Source organism: Chitinophaga sp. LS1 (assembly GCF_034274695.1).
In the GTDB taxonomy this organism is placed as follows: Bacteria; Bacteroidota; Bacteroidia; order Chitinophagales; family Chitinophagaceae; genus Chitinophaga.
On the sequence record NZ_CP128362.1, the window covers coordinates 3,618,429 to 3,633,498 of the forward strand.

General features: G+C 45.1%; 7 protein-coding genes. All 7 read left to right on the forward strand.

All coding sequences use genetic code 11. The features are described 5' to 3' along the window. The first annotated feature begins 8 nt into the window (after positions 1-8). The 7 genes from QQL36_RS15060 (at position 9) to QQL36_RS15090 (ending at position 14,970) form a co-directional block, all read left to right on the forward strand. Positions 9-2,336 (forward strand): OmpA family protein, encoded by a 2,328-nt coding sequence (locus QQL36_RS15060; protein ID WP_321570152.1) that lies wholly within the window; start codon positions 9-11, stop codon positions 2,334-2,336. A gap of 565 nt (positions 2,337-2,901) precedes the next feature. Continuing rightward, positions 2,902-7,011 carry a glycosyl hydrolase family 18 protein gene (locus tag QQL36_RS15065; protein WP_321570153.1) on the forward strand — a complete coding sequence of 1,370 codons (4,110 nt, stop codon included), beginning with the start codon at positions 2,902-2,904 and terminating at the stop codon, positions 7,009-7,011. A gap of 276 nt (positions 7,012-7,287) precedes the next feature. Next, positions 7,288-9,084, forward strand: coding sequence for a carbohydrate-binding protein (locus QQL36_RS15070; RefSeq protein WP_321570154.1), 1,797 nt, complete (start codon positions 7,288-7,290; stop codon positions 9,082-9,084). A gap of 28 nt (positions 9,085-9,112) precedes the next feature. After that, on the forward strand, positions 9,113-10,714 hold the full coding sequence (locus tag QQL36_RS15075; protein WP_321570155.1) for a glycosyl hydrolase family 18 protein: 1,602 nt from the start codon (positions 9,113-9,115) through the stop codon (positions 10,712-10,714). A 58-nt stretch (positions 10,715-10,772) separates the two neighbouring features. Beyond that, positions 10,773-11,930, forward strand: a complete 1,158-nt coding sequence (locus tag QQL36_RS15080; protein WP_083720475.1) for a carbohydrate-binding protein — start codon at positions 10,773-10,775, stop codon at positions 11,928-11,930. A gap of 36 nt (positions 11,931-11,966) precedes the next feature. Next, positions 11,967-14,048, forward strand: a complete 2,082-nt coding sequence (locus tag QQL36_RS15085; RefSeq protein WP_321570156.1) for a T9SS type A sorting domain-containing protein — start codon at positions 11,967-11,969, stop codon at positions 14,046-14,048. A 331-nt stretch (positions 14,049-14,379) separates the two neighbouring features. Next, positions 14,380-14,970, forward strand: a complete 591-nt coding sequence (locus QQL36_RS15090; protein ID WP_083720471.1) for an RNA polymerase sigma factor — start codon at positions 14,380-14,382, stop codon at positions 14,968-14,970. Positions 14,971-15,070: the final 100 nt, after the last annotated feature.

A 15,070-nucleotide genomic window follows, 5' to 3' on the forward strand; every position in this document is an offset into this window, starting at 1 on the left:
GAATTAATATGCTACGTTGTTACGCAATTTTATTATGTGCACTTTTAGTCGTCCCTGTCACACTATTTGGACAGGAATCTAAGAGTGTACGTGAATTGGCTGACGAGGCTTACGACAGGCAGGAATTTGCCACAGCCGGCTCCTTATATTCGAAACTGGCAAACAAGAACCGTAATAAGACTAACATCGAGTTGCTGCAAAAAATAGCAATGTGTTATCGCGAAGTTGGCTACTATGAAGAAGCTGCTAACTGGTTCAAAAAACTTGATGCCTTACCTAACTGTCCTAACGTTGCACATCTGGTTTATGGAGAGACACTAAAGAACCTGCAGAAATATGAGCAGGCAAAAGTACAGATAGCAAAATTTGTCACCACCAAGCCGGATAGCTTACGATTAAAAAATGTAATGAGCGCAGGATGTGATAGCGCCATTATGTGGAAAGCAGATCGTGTCGATATGGCGATGGAAGATATTAAAGAATTGAGTTCCTCCGGTTCCGACTACGTAAGTGGGGTAACCAGGCAGGGACTTTTGCTCGTATCAAACGGTTACCGGAAAATGGCAATTTCCAATGCTCCGGAAAAAACACCACAGATTGATACGCGCACAGGGCAACCCTATTTTAAAGCATACCTCTTTAAGCAGTATGCACAGGGTGTTGCTAATACATATGTAGAAGAGATATTACCAGAGCTACTGGGCAAGATACCTTATCACGTCGGCCCTGTATGTTTTAATCCAAGAGAAGATACTGTCTACGTAACACTGAACTCCTGGCAGCAGGATATTGCGAATAAAACAAAGCGTGGTCCTGTAAACGGTGAGCGTGTTATGGTCGTGTTCTGGTCTTATAAAACAGGTGACTCCTGGGCACCGCTGGAACCGCTGAAAGAAATCAATGCAGCAGGCTTTTCTTCTGGTCACGTAGCCCTGAGTCGTGATGGTCAGCTGATGTATTTCACTTCTGACAGAAAAGGTAGTGTGGGTGGAATGGATATCTGGTATAGTGAGAAACAAAAGAATGGTAAATGGGGCAAGCCTAAAAACTGTGGTCCTATTATCAATACACCGTTTGACGAAGCATTCCCTACTTTTAACGAAGCGGGTATGTTGTACTTCTCCAGTAAAGGACATCCGGGTATGGGTGGTTTCGATATTTACCGTGCAACCGGTACCAGTAGTAACTGGACCAAGCTGCAGAACCTGCGCTGGCCGTTTAACTCCGGTGGAGATGACCTGGGTTTCATCATGAAAGCGAATATGTATGAAGGCTACTTCGCCTCTAACCGTCCTGGTGGTGGTGGTAGCGATGATATCTATCGTTTCATGGATACTCACTTTGCTGAACGTTTTAATGGCGATGGTGGTATGGCGCCTTACCAGGCCCCACCTGTAACTAATGAACCAGCTCCGGTGGTGCTTGCAGCAGCAGAACCAGTGGTAAAGCCTGATGAGGTAAAGACAACAGAAACTAAAAAAGGTTCGTCTAAATCTGAAAAGGAAAAAGAGAAGGAAAAAGAAAAAGAGAAGGAAAAAGAGGAGAAATCTTCCAAACACCATAAAGGAGGGAAAACAGCACCAGTAGTACCAGTGCCTGTTCCTGTGCCAGCGGCACCAACGCCAGCACCTCCGGCACCTGCGCCTGCCAGGAAGGAAGAACCTGTGGTGACCAGTCCAATGCAACAGGTAACTGTTCCGTATACTGAACCAAGTGTAACACCTTCTGCACCGGCACCAGAACCGGCAGCACCAGTAAAGGAGCCTGCTCCGGAACCAGTGAAAAAAGCAGATCCGAAGAAGCCAGCTGCGAAGCAATCATCGCCTAAGCGTCCGGTTAGACCAGAGCCGAAAGCGACATTGCCAGAGCCGGTTGCAGAACCAGTCACACCAGTGGCAGAACCAGTGAAGGAACCTGCTCCTGAACCTAAGTCAGATTATTCAGAAGACCAGTTCAGCGAAATGGATAACGCCATCATCGATAAGATGGAAAAACTGATGTTCTTCTACGATTATAACAGTGCGATTCTGACTACTAAGTCAAGGGATATGCTGGATAGGGTAGCAGTGGTGTTGAACCAGTTCCCTAACTGGAAACTGAAGATCACCTCTTATACAGATAGCCGTGGTTCTGATGCTTATAATAAGGATCTGTCTGCAATGAGATGTTATGCGGTGATTGATTACCTGATTAAGAAAGGTGTGGCTAGCAGCAGGTTGTATTATGAAAACATTGGTAAAGATCCGAACGATCCTTGTAAAGGGGGAGTAAATTGTACGGAAGAACAGTATAAGTTTAGCAGACGTACCATGTTGAAAATATTACGTAAGAATTAAGATAGACATAAAGGAGAGAAATCCCGGTCGGCGCCCGCCGGCCGGGATTTTTTTTATCAGTCAACCGGTTTTTTTTATCAGGGAATTCCTGGCCGGCGACTGCCGGCCAGGAATTCCCTTTTCAGGTTTTGGCGGATGCCGAAGGCCGAAAGCATCCGCCAAAACCTGAATCTCCCTTTTTTTTAAAAAATAGAAATTCGCAATAGTACCATTTCCCGCATCACCCGACTCCTATATAGTGACTTCATAACCATATGCATTAAAAGAACATAACATATCAGACCAAGGTAGACCGCTTCACCTACCAAGCCTGATATCATTATTAATAAACAATTATTCTATTCTGTGAAACACTGGCTTTATTGCCGTCCTATTACAGCTCCCGAAAAACCTTGAAAACCCGGTTCTGTAATTACAATAAAGCATAACCGTCAGAGAGTCAGACGTGTGCCTATACCCGCTACTGCCATTTCAGCCTGGTGGAACCCTCCCACCAGACAGCCAGCAGGGTAGATAATGTGTGTGGCGCAGTCCTATCCATATCGTCTACAAAAATCCAGCGATAATGAAAGTAAACTTTACCTTTCGTAATGCATGGCTATGCACCTATGCAAGACATGCAATTCTTTTCCTTCTGCTAATAACCGGCCTCGGTAAAGCCAGGGCACAGGTAAGCCCTTCTGTAACCGCGACCACAGCAAACCACAAAAAACAGGTGATAGGCTATATCACCCAATGGGATGCCTGGAAAGAAGTATCGGGTATTGTTCCCAAAGGTGGCTACAACCAGCTGAACGTGGACTACTCCCAGTACACCATCCTCAACTTCTCCTTTTTTGGCGTAGCCAAAGATGGTTCCCTACACAGTGGTGACTTCCGAAACAAAAACATTTATCAGGTAGGTGCCGTTCAGGAACCAGCCGCTCTGATAAATGAGGATATTTACAGCAGCTGGGACCTGTACCTCCTCAAAGGAGAACTGGACGCTCCTCTTTACTATATCTCAGATGGCAGCTATGCCTACACACTGGGATACCGTAATTCAGGCAGTGGCTGGACTAATGTGAATACAGGTCTTTCCGGTAGTTTTCCGTTAAGCGTTCCTAAACAGGGTGGCGCACCAGGTCTGATCGACCTGTGTCACCAGAAAGGTATCAAATGTATGGCCTCTATCGGTGGCTGGAGTATGTGTAAGCACTATCCTTCTACTGCCGCTAACGCTACTATGCGTGCTAAATTTGTAGCTAATTGCGTGGACCTGATCAACATGGGTTTTGATGGTATCGACTTCGACTGGGAATATCCCAACGGACCTGGTATGAACATCGAAAACTACAGCCAGGCTGACTATGCGAACTTCGCTACCCTCGTAGAAGCTGTGAGAGCTGCTATCGGTTCAAGTAAACTGATCACTGCTGCTTTCTCCGCTGTTCCTTCCAAACTTTCAGGTTTTGACTGGACTCGCCTGAATAAATCCATGGACTACTTCAACCTGATGACCTATGACTATAATGGTGGCTGGTCAAACATTGCAGGACACAATGCTCCACTGTATGATTACCCAGGTGCTGAATATTCCGGGTTCTCTATCGACGCTACTGTAAAAGGTGTGAAAGCACTGGGTGTGAACATGTCTAAGGTGAACATCGGTGCGCCTTTCTATGGTCGTGGTGTAGTATGTACAAGTACTGCCGCGCTGAATGGTGCAACTACCAAACGTAGTGAAACCGTACAGCCGGATGGTCCTGTTTCTACCTGTGCCGACTATACCAACTGGGCATTGAACCTGTGGGATGGTACACCAAACTATAGCTACATCCTGCAGCAGACAGGCTCCGGTTCTGGCTGGACTGATCATTGGGACGATAATGCGAAGGTGCCTTACATGACAAAAGGCAACTACTTCCTGAGCTATGACAACGAAAAATCTATTGGTCTTAAAGCACAATACATCAATGACAATGGCCTGGCGGGTGTGATTGTATGGCAGGTATTCGGCGATATGCTGAACATGACCAGCAGCACGACTGCAAAAGGTAAACTGATTTATTGCCCTGCTACTACCTCTCCGCTGGTAAATAAGCTGAATGCTGTATTTGCAAATGGTACAGGTACTACCAACCAGTCACCAACCGTGAGCATCACTTCTCCTGCTGGTGGTGCTTCTTACACTGCCGGTGGTGCTATCTCTATCACAGCTACAGCTGCTGACAGCGATGGTTCTATCAGCAAAGTGGCGTTCTATAACGGTGCTACACTGCTCGCAACTGTTACTGCTGCTCCATTTACTTATTCATGGAGCAATGTAAGTGCAGGTAGTTACTCCATCACTGCCGTTGCTACCGACAATGCTGGTGCTACTACCACTTCTTCAGCAGTAGCCGTTACCGTTAAGTCTTCTACTTCTGACAATACTTCCGGTAAGGTACTGGTAGGTTACTGGCATGACTGGAACCTGGCTTCTGCTCCTTACATACGTCTGAAAGATGTAGATTCAAGGTATAATGTAATTGAAGTTGCATTTGCTACTACCGGAACTGACTATGCTACAGTAAGCTTCACTCCTGATGCAAGCCTTACTTCTGAAAGTGAAATTAAATCTGATATTGCTACATTACAGGCGCAGGGTAGAAAAGTTTTACTGTCTATCGGCGGTGAAAACGGAACCCTGTTGCTGTCTTCTGCTACAGCTAAAGCCAGCTTCATCACCAGCATGAAAGCTGTGTTAGACAACTACAACTTCGATGGTTTTGATCTGGATATCGAAGGCGGTACTTCCCTCCAACTGGATAACGGAGATAAAAACTTTACAGCGCCTACTACCGCGAAAGTGGTAAACCTGATCGCTGCATGTAAAGAAATCATCTCTTACCGTACAGCACAGGGTAAAAACTGCTTGCTGACCATGGCGCCTGAAACATATTATGTACAGACTGCTTACGGTGCTACTTATTCTCCACTGGTAGGTGCTTATCTGCCTATCATTTATGGTCTGAAAGATCAGTTGTCCTGGATTCAGCCACAGCTGTACAACACAGGTTCAGTAACAGCCCTGGATAATAAAGTATACAGCTCTGCTACAGCTGACTTTATCGTATCTATGACAGAAATGCTGTTGACAGGTTTCACTGTTTCCGGTACCAGCCAGACATTCCCTGCATTGCGTCCTGACCAGGTAGCCTTCGGTCTGCCAGCAGCTCCAGGTGCAGCAGGTAGCGGATACACTGCTCCTTCAGCTGTATTGAATGCTTTGAATTATTTAGTAAAGGGTCAGTCCTATGGTGGTACATATACCTTACGTAACAGCGCTGGTTATTCCGGTCTGCGTGGTATTATGACCTGGTCCATCAACTGGGATGCGGTGAATAACAAAGAATTCGCCAGCAACTATTATCCGTTCTTCTTTGGTACTACCGGTGGTAATCAGTCCCCATCTGTAAGCATCACTTCACCAGCTGCCAATGCTTCATTTACAGCACCAGCTTCTGTGACTATTACAGCAACTGCTACAGATTCCGATGGTTCTATTGCCAAGGTAGAATTCTACAACGGTTCTACACTGTTGGGTACCTCTACTACCAGTCCCTATACCTATACCTGGAGTAGTGTAGCAGCAGGCAGCTACTCACTGACTGCGAAGGCGACAGACAACGCTGGCGCGGTAACAACTTCTGCAGCTGTTGCAATTGTAGTAACAAGTAGCACAGGTAGCGGTACTTGCGACGGTATCGCTGCCTGGACTGCTACCGGTATCTACACCGGTGGCACCAAGGTGGTGTATAACAGTAAGATCTATACTGCTAAATGGTGGACACAGGGTGAACAACCTGATACGCACTCCGGCGACAGCCAGGTTTGGACATATACAGGTGATTGCTCTGGTGGTGGAACCGGTACAGGTTCTGCACCAACTGTAAGCATCTCTTCTCCATCTGCAGGTGCTTCTTATACTGCCCCTGCTACTGTATCTATCACCGCTGCTGCATCTGATGCTGATGGCACTATCGCGAGCGTAGCCTTCTACAATGGCTCTACACTGTTGGGTACTGTGACTGCTTCACCTTACACTTACAGCTGGACCAGCGTAGCCGCAGGTACTTATTCCCTCACAGCAAAAGCTACTGACAACAGTGGTAACACTACTACCAGCACTGCTGTAAGCATCACCGTAAGCGGATCTACCAGCACCGGAAACTGTGCAGGTGTGGCTACTTACCAGCCATATCCTTCTGTGTACAACGCAGGTGATAAAGTAGTATACAACGGTTATCTGTATGTAAGCCTTGCAAATGGCCTGTACAATGTGACGCCTGGTACTGCTGACTATTGGTGGCAACCACTGGGTGCTTGTACCGCTTCTGCTGCAAGAACTACCAATACAACTGTAGTTGCTGCCGAAACAACTGCCAAAGATCAGATCCTCGTGTTCCCTAACCCTGTTACGGGCAACAATCTGCAGGTAAGCTTAACCGCTGCTGCTGGTGAAAAGATCTGGGTAGAACTGTGGAGCATCAATGGTAGCAATCCTGTGATCAGAAAAGAATATGTAGCTGGCGCCAAAGGTGCACAGGTGATTACACTGGATGTAAGCCGTTTACCTCAGGGTACATGGATACTGAAAACATCCAATGCAAAAACCGGTCGCAATGGTGCTGCGAAGGTGATTAAAATGTAATTGACTGAGCAGACACGCTCCATCTATCCTTAGGAACTACGGGAGATTAAAAAATCCCGTAGTTCCTAATTCTAATTTCTGAAAAACTGTTGCAGTAAGATTTTTTACTTTTCCCTCACCGCAGGAACCGCCCTCAAAGCGGGGCGGTCTCCGATGCGGCTTTATTCACTCTTTAAAACTGAACCTGCATGAACTAAACCTTTACACTCCTACCAATTTATTCTTCATTTCTTTCCACGTTAATCCTCATTTATTAACAGGCTAAAATCATTCTTTATGAATGCTAAGAACTGTATCATACTGCTGCTTATGGCGCTTTTGACTCATACTGCGCTCTTTGCTCAATCAGGTATTTATGCTGGTGGACCTGTATATAAAAACAGAAGCTACTCCATCAGTGAACTCAAAAATTCAGGCTTTACATATGTAGTAGTATGGACCATACATATCGATGCCAGTGGCAACTTTAACTTCAATGCCGAATTCCCGTTAGTGCAAAATGGATCTTATGTGGGTGCCAGCACCTATCCAAATTTTGCAAATGATATAGCCCTGCTCAAGTCTGCCCCTACCACTATCAATAGGGTTGAGTTTTGCATCAGCGCATGGGGCTCCAGTACCTTCGCAAATATTAAAAGTTTGATTGCGGCACAGGGTACAGGTAGCACAAGTATCCTGTATAAAAATTTCCAGGCATTGAAAAATGCTATCCCTGCTGTAGATGCGATTGCTTTTGATGATGAAAGCACGTATGATGTAAGCTCTTCTACTGCCCTGGCAGTGATGCTGGGTAATCTGGGTTATAAGGTGACACTGGTGCCTTATAACAATACCAGTTACTGGACCAGCGTAGCGACGAATACGAATAGTCAGCTGGCAGGTACAGTTACCCGTGTAGATCTGCAATGTTATTCAGGTGGCGCTGGCAATAGTCCCTGCAGTAGCAGCTGGAGCTTTGGGTCTATTCCTATTTACGCAGGTTTGTGGGATTCAGAAAAATCTACTACTCAGGTGACAAGTACATTGAATTCATGGAAGAGTAGTTGTAGCAGTAAACTGGGCGGTGGTTTTATCTGGTTATATGATGATATTGACAACTCAAGTTCAACCGCCGGTTATGCGTCTGCTGTGAATAGTGTATTTGGTGGTGGTGGCCTGAATACGGCTGCGGCTACTTTTTATAAAGATTGTAATTATAGTGGTTTAGGGATTAGTTTACCAACAGGTAATTATACGCTGACACAACTCAAATCACATGGTATACTGAATGATGATATTTCTTCTATTCAGCTGGCCAGTGGCTACCAGACCACGGTGTATGCAGACGATAATTATGGTGGCAGTTCCTTGCTGGTAAATGCAAATAATTCCTGTCTGGTGAATAACAGCTTTAATGATATCATCAGTTCACTCAAAGTAGCTGCAGGTACATCCGCATCTACTACTAAAATTCAGGCAGAAAGTTATAACTCTATGTCAGGTGTACAGACTGAAACAACTACGGATACAGATGGTGGTTTGAGCGTAGGTTATATAGATACCGGCGATTGGCTGGCGTATTCAAATATTACTATTCCAACGACCGGTACGTATCAAATAGATTACCGGGTGGCCAGTGAATCAACAGGTGGTCAGTTATCATTGGATCTGAATGCAGGTGCTACTGTGCTGGGATATCAAACAATTCCTGTAACCGGTGGCTGGCAAACCTGGCAGACTGTATCACAGACTGTGAATATTACAGCCGGTACATATGCCTTTGGTATCTATGCACAATCTGGTGGCTGGAACCTGAACTGGTGGAGTATTACACCAGTATCAGGTGCTAGAGTGGCAGCTACTCCCAAAGCGACTGTGTTTAATATATCTCCCAATCCTGCACAAAATGAATTAAAGATCAATGCAGATCTGACAGGTGTATTGATACAGGTTTATGATGTAACAGGTAATCAGGTGATTAATTTAAAACCAAATTCTAATATTATCAATATATCCAGGCTAATACCGGGAATGTATACACTGGTCATCATCAAAGATGGTAATCGTACCACCCGCCAGTTCATCAAACATTAATTTTTTTCACTCCCTCAAAATAAACCATATGCAAACAAACAAATGGATAAGGGCTGCATTCCTCAGCATTGCAACCCTTATTTCTTCTTCTCAGGTATTCTCGCAATTCAAAGTAGTGGGATATATGCCTTCATGGTCAGGTGATGTGAATGCTATTCAGTATAGCAAATTGACCCACATCAACTATGCCTTCCTGCTGCCTACAGCTACTGGTGGTTTGCAGGCCATTGAAAATTCTTCCAAACTTTCCAGTCTGGTTTCTCTCGCACATGCGAACGGAAAGAAAGTGCTGATTGCTGTAGGTGGATGGAATAATGGTGATGATAGCGGTTTTGAATCCATTGCAGCCAACAGTACTTATCGCACCACATTTGTGAACAACCTGCTCAGTTTTGTGAGTCAGTATGGATTGGATGGTGTGGATATAGACTGGGAATATCCTGATGCAGGTGCATCTGCCAACAACTATGTATCCCTCATGACACAGCTGGCTACTGCTCTGCACAATCAGGGCAAACTGCTGACTGCTGCTGTAGTAGGTACAGGTGGTGAAAGCATTCTGAGCAGTGTATTCGCACAGGTAGATTTCCTGAACATCATGGCGTACGATTATAACAACTACGATCACTCTACTTATACTTATGCATCACAAGCTATCACTTACTGGAAGGGTAGAGGCCTGGCAGCCTCAAAGGCTATCCTGGGTGTACCTTTTTACGGACGTCCTTCCTGGGAAACTTATGCTGCGCTGATCGCCAGAGGTGCTGATCCATATAGCGATACTTATAGTGGTGTAGGCTACAATGGTATCACTACCATCAAAGCTAAAACTGACCTGGCTTACAATTCTGGTGGTGGTATCATGATCTGGGAACTTTCTGGCGATGCAACAGGTACCTATTCACTGGTATCCGCTATCAATACTGAACTGGGTGTATTACAGGGTGGCACCGGTGGCACTTCTACACTGATACAGGCAGAGAATTATACATCTATGTCAGGTGTGCAGACAGAAACAACAACTGATACTGATGGTGGTTTGAATGTAGGTTATATCGATACCAGTGATTGGATGGCTTATGCCAATATCAACTTCCCATCAACAGGTACCTATAAAATTGAATATCGTGTTGCCAGCGAAAGTACTGGCGGACAGTTGTCCCTCGATCTGAATGCAGGTGCTACTGTATTGGGATATTTAAATGTTCCGGTAACTGGTGGCTGGCAAACATGGACCACGATTTCTCATACAGTAAGTGTAACAGCTGGAACTTATGCACTGGGTATTTATGCACAGGCAGGTGGCTGGAATCTGAACTGGATTAAGATCACCAAACAATCATCAGCAAAGACCACAGCAGCTGAAACTACTACGACTATAACCACTGCCGATACGCATGAGAGCAGTGTGATTATATACCCTAATCCTGTAGCAACCGATCTGCACCTGAAAGGTGATTACACCCAACCAGGCGGTTACCTCACTGTTTACGACCTGAATGGCAAGCAGGTATTAAATGTAAAGAGTGGGGTACAGCAGATCGCGGTATCAGGTTTACCAGCAGGTACATACCTGTTGATCTATACAAAAGGTGAAAAACGAATCACGAAGAAGTTTGTAAAACAATAAGGCTAGAGATATACCATATCGATTTTTTATTAACCATTTAAAACCAAAACCCTCAATTATGATTCGATCCTTGAAATTCCCTCTATTGTTAACCGCTATGTTAGCACTGACAGGTAGCGCTGCCATGGCACAAAACTGGCAACTGGTGTGGGCAGACGAATTCACCAGCAGCATTGGCTCTGACTGGGTATTCGAGACCGGCGCCGGTGGCTGGGGCAATAACGAGCTGGAATACTACCGGGCAGAGAATGCCAGTATCGAAAATGGTCAGCTGGTAATTACTGCAAAAAATGAGAGCTACGGCGGTGCCAGCTATACTTCCACCCGTATGAAGACTCAGGGCAAAAAATCATGGACATACGGCAAGATTGAAGCCCGTATTGCAATGCCCTCTTTTTCTGGTTCATGGCCTGCATTCTGGATGCTGGGCGACAACATCGGTTCTGTAGGCTGGCCAGCCTGCGGCGAAATCGATATCATGGAACACATTAACACCGAATCCAACGTGTACGGTACTGTACATTGGGTAGGTACCAATGGTGGTCAGGCCGATTACGGCAGTAACACACCTGTGTCCGTGACTGGTTACCACGTTTATTCCATCGAATGGACCTCTACCTATATCAGGTGGTTTGTAGATGGTGCACAGTACAACGAAATCAATATCGCTAACAACGTAGGCAGTACTGAAGAATTCCAGAAGGCATTCTTCATCATCCTGAACTTCGCGATTGGCGGTAACTGGCCTGGTTTCACCATCAATAACGCTGCATTCCCTGCTAAAATGTATGTGGATTATGTAAGAGTATACCAGGATGGTGGTACCAGTGCATTTACCAAACAGGTAGAAGCAGAATCTTACAGCTCTATGTCTGGTGTACAAACTGAAACTACTACTGATACCAATGGTGGATCAGACGTTGGTTACATCGACACTGGCGACTGGATGGCTTACAACAGCATTACCATTCCTACTACCGGTACTTACAAAATTGAATACCGTGTAGCTTCATTGAGTGGTGGTGGTCGTCTCTCTCTTGACCTGAATGCAGGTTCTACTGTCCTGGGTTACCTGGATATACCATCTACAGGTGGCTGGCAGAACTGGACGACGGTTTCCCATACCGTAACCATCAATGCCGGTACGTACAACTTCGGTATCTACGCCCAGGCCGGAGGCTGGAACCTGAACTGGTTCAAGATTACAAAACTGTAAAAGAGCATTTGTTTTAATCTATCAACGTAAACCCTTATGAGCACAATTGTAAAATTTCTATCTGGCGCAACTATGCTGCTGATGTCGGCGGCATTTGCTTTCGGGCAACAACAACCTTATCGCTTAGGTTCTCCTGCGGGCCTTCGCGACGATATCAGAGCACAGGCAAAATCTTCTAATGCACGTCTGACCAGCGCTGCAGAATTAAAAGTAGGTCCAAATACTGTATTGACTGGTAAAGTAAACTCCCGTCGTACAGACAATAAAACAGAGGAGTTTATGGCCGGTGAGATTGATGGTGTAGCTGGTTCATCTTTCTACCTGGAAGTAAAAGGAGAAGATGTACGTGGTTTCGTGATTCTCCGTAAAACCAAAACTGGGTATAAATATTATACTGAAAACGGTACTGCCTATGTGAAACAGGTACCACTGGATTCTATCCTTTGTATCGATTATACACCAGCACCTGCTCCACAGGGTGGAGCTAAGGTGGCATCTGCTACTGCTACCAGCAGTGTAGCTGCACTGGGCTCCCTGCAAAGTCTGCCAAACGCTAATGGTGTGGTATTGCTGGATTTCGATGGCCAGGTTGTAACCAGTTCTTACTGGAACAGTGGTGTGACCATCAATGCAGCAGCTGCTAACCTGAGTGATGCTGAACAGCTGGAAGTATGGGAACTGGTAAGTGAAGACTACCGCCCATTCCAACTGAACATCACCAATGATGAGGCAGTGTATAATTCATATCCTGCTAACAGAAGAATGCGTTGTATCTTCACCCCAACCAACACCGCCGCGCCTGGCAGTGGTGGTGTAGCTTACATCGGTTCTTTCAACTGGGGTAACGAAACACCTTGCTGGGTTTTCAATGGTGGCGTAAAGGGTGCAGGTGATGCAGCTTCACATGAAATAGGCCATACCTTTGGTCTGGGTCATGATGGCCGTACTTCTCCTTCTGAAGGTTACTACCTGGGTAATGGTACCTGGGCGCCTATCATGGGTGCAGGTTATTATGTTCCAGTTGTACAATGGAGTAAAGGTGAATACCAGTATGCAAACAACACTGAAGATGATCTCGCTAAAATTTCCAGCGCTACTTATGGTGTAGGTTACAGAACAGATGATTATGGTGGTACTATTGCTACTGCATCTTCATTGGGTGTAAGCACTACCGGTGCTGTTAATAAAAGTGGTGTGATTGAGCGTACAGGCGACCTGGACTTCTTCTCATTCACAACAGGTGGTGGTGCACTTTCTCTTAGCATTGCTACACCTACCCGCCAGCCAAATCTGGATATCCTGGCTACGTTGTACAACAGTAGTGGTACTGTAGTAGCAACAGGTAATCCTTCTGGTCTGCCTGCTACCCTGAGTGCGACCCTTGCTGCAGGTACATATTATGTTTCTATTACAGGTACAGGTTACCTGGATCCTGCTACTACCGGTTATTCCAACTATGCTTCACTGGGTAGCTACCAGATTACAGGTACAGTTCCTGCGCCTTCATCTGCTGCAGCTACTATCTATAAGGATTGTAGCTATGGTGGCTATGCAATTTCGCTGGGTGTTGGTAGCTACAACATGGCGGATTTGATTGCGCTGGGTGCAGCGAACGATGATGTTTCATCTATGAAGATTGCAAGCGGTTACGAAGTGATCCTTTACAAGGATATCAATTTCGCAGGCGATGCTTACCTGTTCAGAGGTGACTGGTCCTGCCTGGTATCAGTAGGTTTATCTGACGGTTCTACCGTGAACCTGAATGACTGGACTACTTCCCTGGTAGTACGTGCTTCTACAGCATCTGCTGCCCGTACTGCTGCTCCTGCTGCTGCAACTGCAGAAAAAGTACAGGAGGGTGTAACGGAAGAGACTAAACTTTCTACATCACTCACTGTAACGCCTAACCCAACTGCTAACGAAGTACAGGTGAAAGCGCCAACTAAGGATGGCTACCTCTATGTAAGCATCTACACCCTGGATGGCAAGACTATCCTGGCGCCAAAACGGATTGTAAGTGGCGAAAAGGTAGATCTGTCCAAAGCAGCTCCTGGAGTTTATCTGGTAAGAGTATTCAATGGTGTGGAAACAGAAACAAGAAAGATTGTAAAATATTGATGATGAATTGCTAAGCAAGAAAGGTATAGGATGCAGTTGCAGCGTGGCTGCGTTGTGACGAGCAAACCCTGCCAATAGCAAAACCACCGGTTACATTTGTTAACTGGTGGTTTTGCTTTTTAATACGTACATTACTTTGCATCGATATTACAAGGGTAAATACATTTCAATTAGTTTTAATTTATTTTTTTATTATAAAATAGTGCACAATAAAAAGAAATGTTACTATTTTATCTCTCGGATTGATGGAGCCATTGTATTGAAACCCGGACCCATTTAAACAGCCATATAGCTTGTATTAGACAAATACGGGTTATATAAATGTCGTGATATGAATACACAAGATGCCGAGTTAGTAGTATTGTTACAACAGGACGATGTAAGTGCATTTGATTCACTGTACTGGAAATATCACCAGGCGGTGTACCGTAACATTTTCAAGTTTGTAAAGGAACCAATTGGTACCGAGGATATTCTCCAGGAGGTGTTTACCAAGTTGTGGGAGAAGAGAAAGGAAATTAATGCTACCCAGTCGGTGGCCGGATGGTTATTTGTAATCAGTTTTAATTTATCGGTAGACTATGTAAGGCGCAAGCTGCGCGAGCAAACCATTCACAAGGAACTATATAATATAAATCCGGAAGAAGATCTGGGACTGGATAATAAAAATGTATATGAAGAGCAATATCAGTTGCTCGAAGAAGCAATTGCACAGTTATCTCCCAAAAAGCGAAAAATTGTGACGATGTGTAAACTGGAAGGGAAGACATATGATGAAGTAGCAGCAGAGATGAATATTTCCCGGAATACGGTGAAGGAACATCTGTCGGTAGCAATGGCTAAACTCAATGATTATATTCAAAAAAACAAAGAACATAAATACATAGTGTTATTCCTCCTTTTCCTGAATTACCACGACTAGGAGAACCTTTAAGCTATCTTGATCAGGCCCTCTCTACAGGAGGGTCTGTTTTTTTTCGTATATACCTGCATAAAAATACACCGTAATATCTGCAATTTAC

Coding starts and splice junctions, on each gene's coding strand:
- QQL36_RS15060 (WP_321570152.1), top strand. CDS start 9: ATGCTACGTTGTTACGCAATTTTATTATGTGCACTTTTAGTCGTCCCT.
- QQL36_RS15065 (WP_321570153.1), top strand. CDS start 2,902: ATGAAAGTAAACTTTACCTTTCGTAATGCATGGCTATGCACCTATGCA.
- QQL36_RS15070 (WP_321570154.1), top strand. CDS start 7,288: ATGAATGCTAAGAACTGTATCATACTGCTGCTTATGGCGCTTTTGACT.
- QQL36_RS15075 (WP_321570155.1), top strand. CDS start 9,113: ATGCAAACAAACAAATGGATAAGGGCTGCATTCCTCAGCATTGCAACC.
- QQL36_RS15080 (WP_083720475.1), top strand. CDS start 10,773: ATGATTCGATCCTTGAAATTCCCTCTATTGTTAACCGCTATGTTAGCA.
- QQL36_RS15085 (WP_321570156.1), top strand. CDS start 11,967: ATGAGCACAATTGTAAAATTTCTATCTGGCGCAACTATGCTGCTGATG.
- QQL36_RS15090 (WP_083720471.1), top strand. CDS start 14,380: ATGAATACACAAGATGCCGAGTTAGTAGTATTGTTACAACAGGACGAT.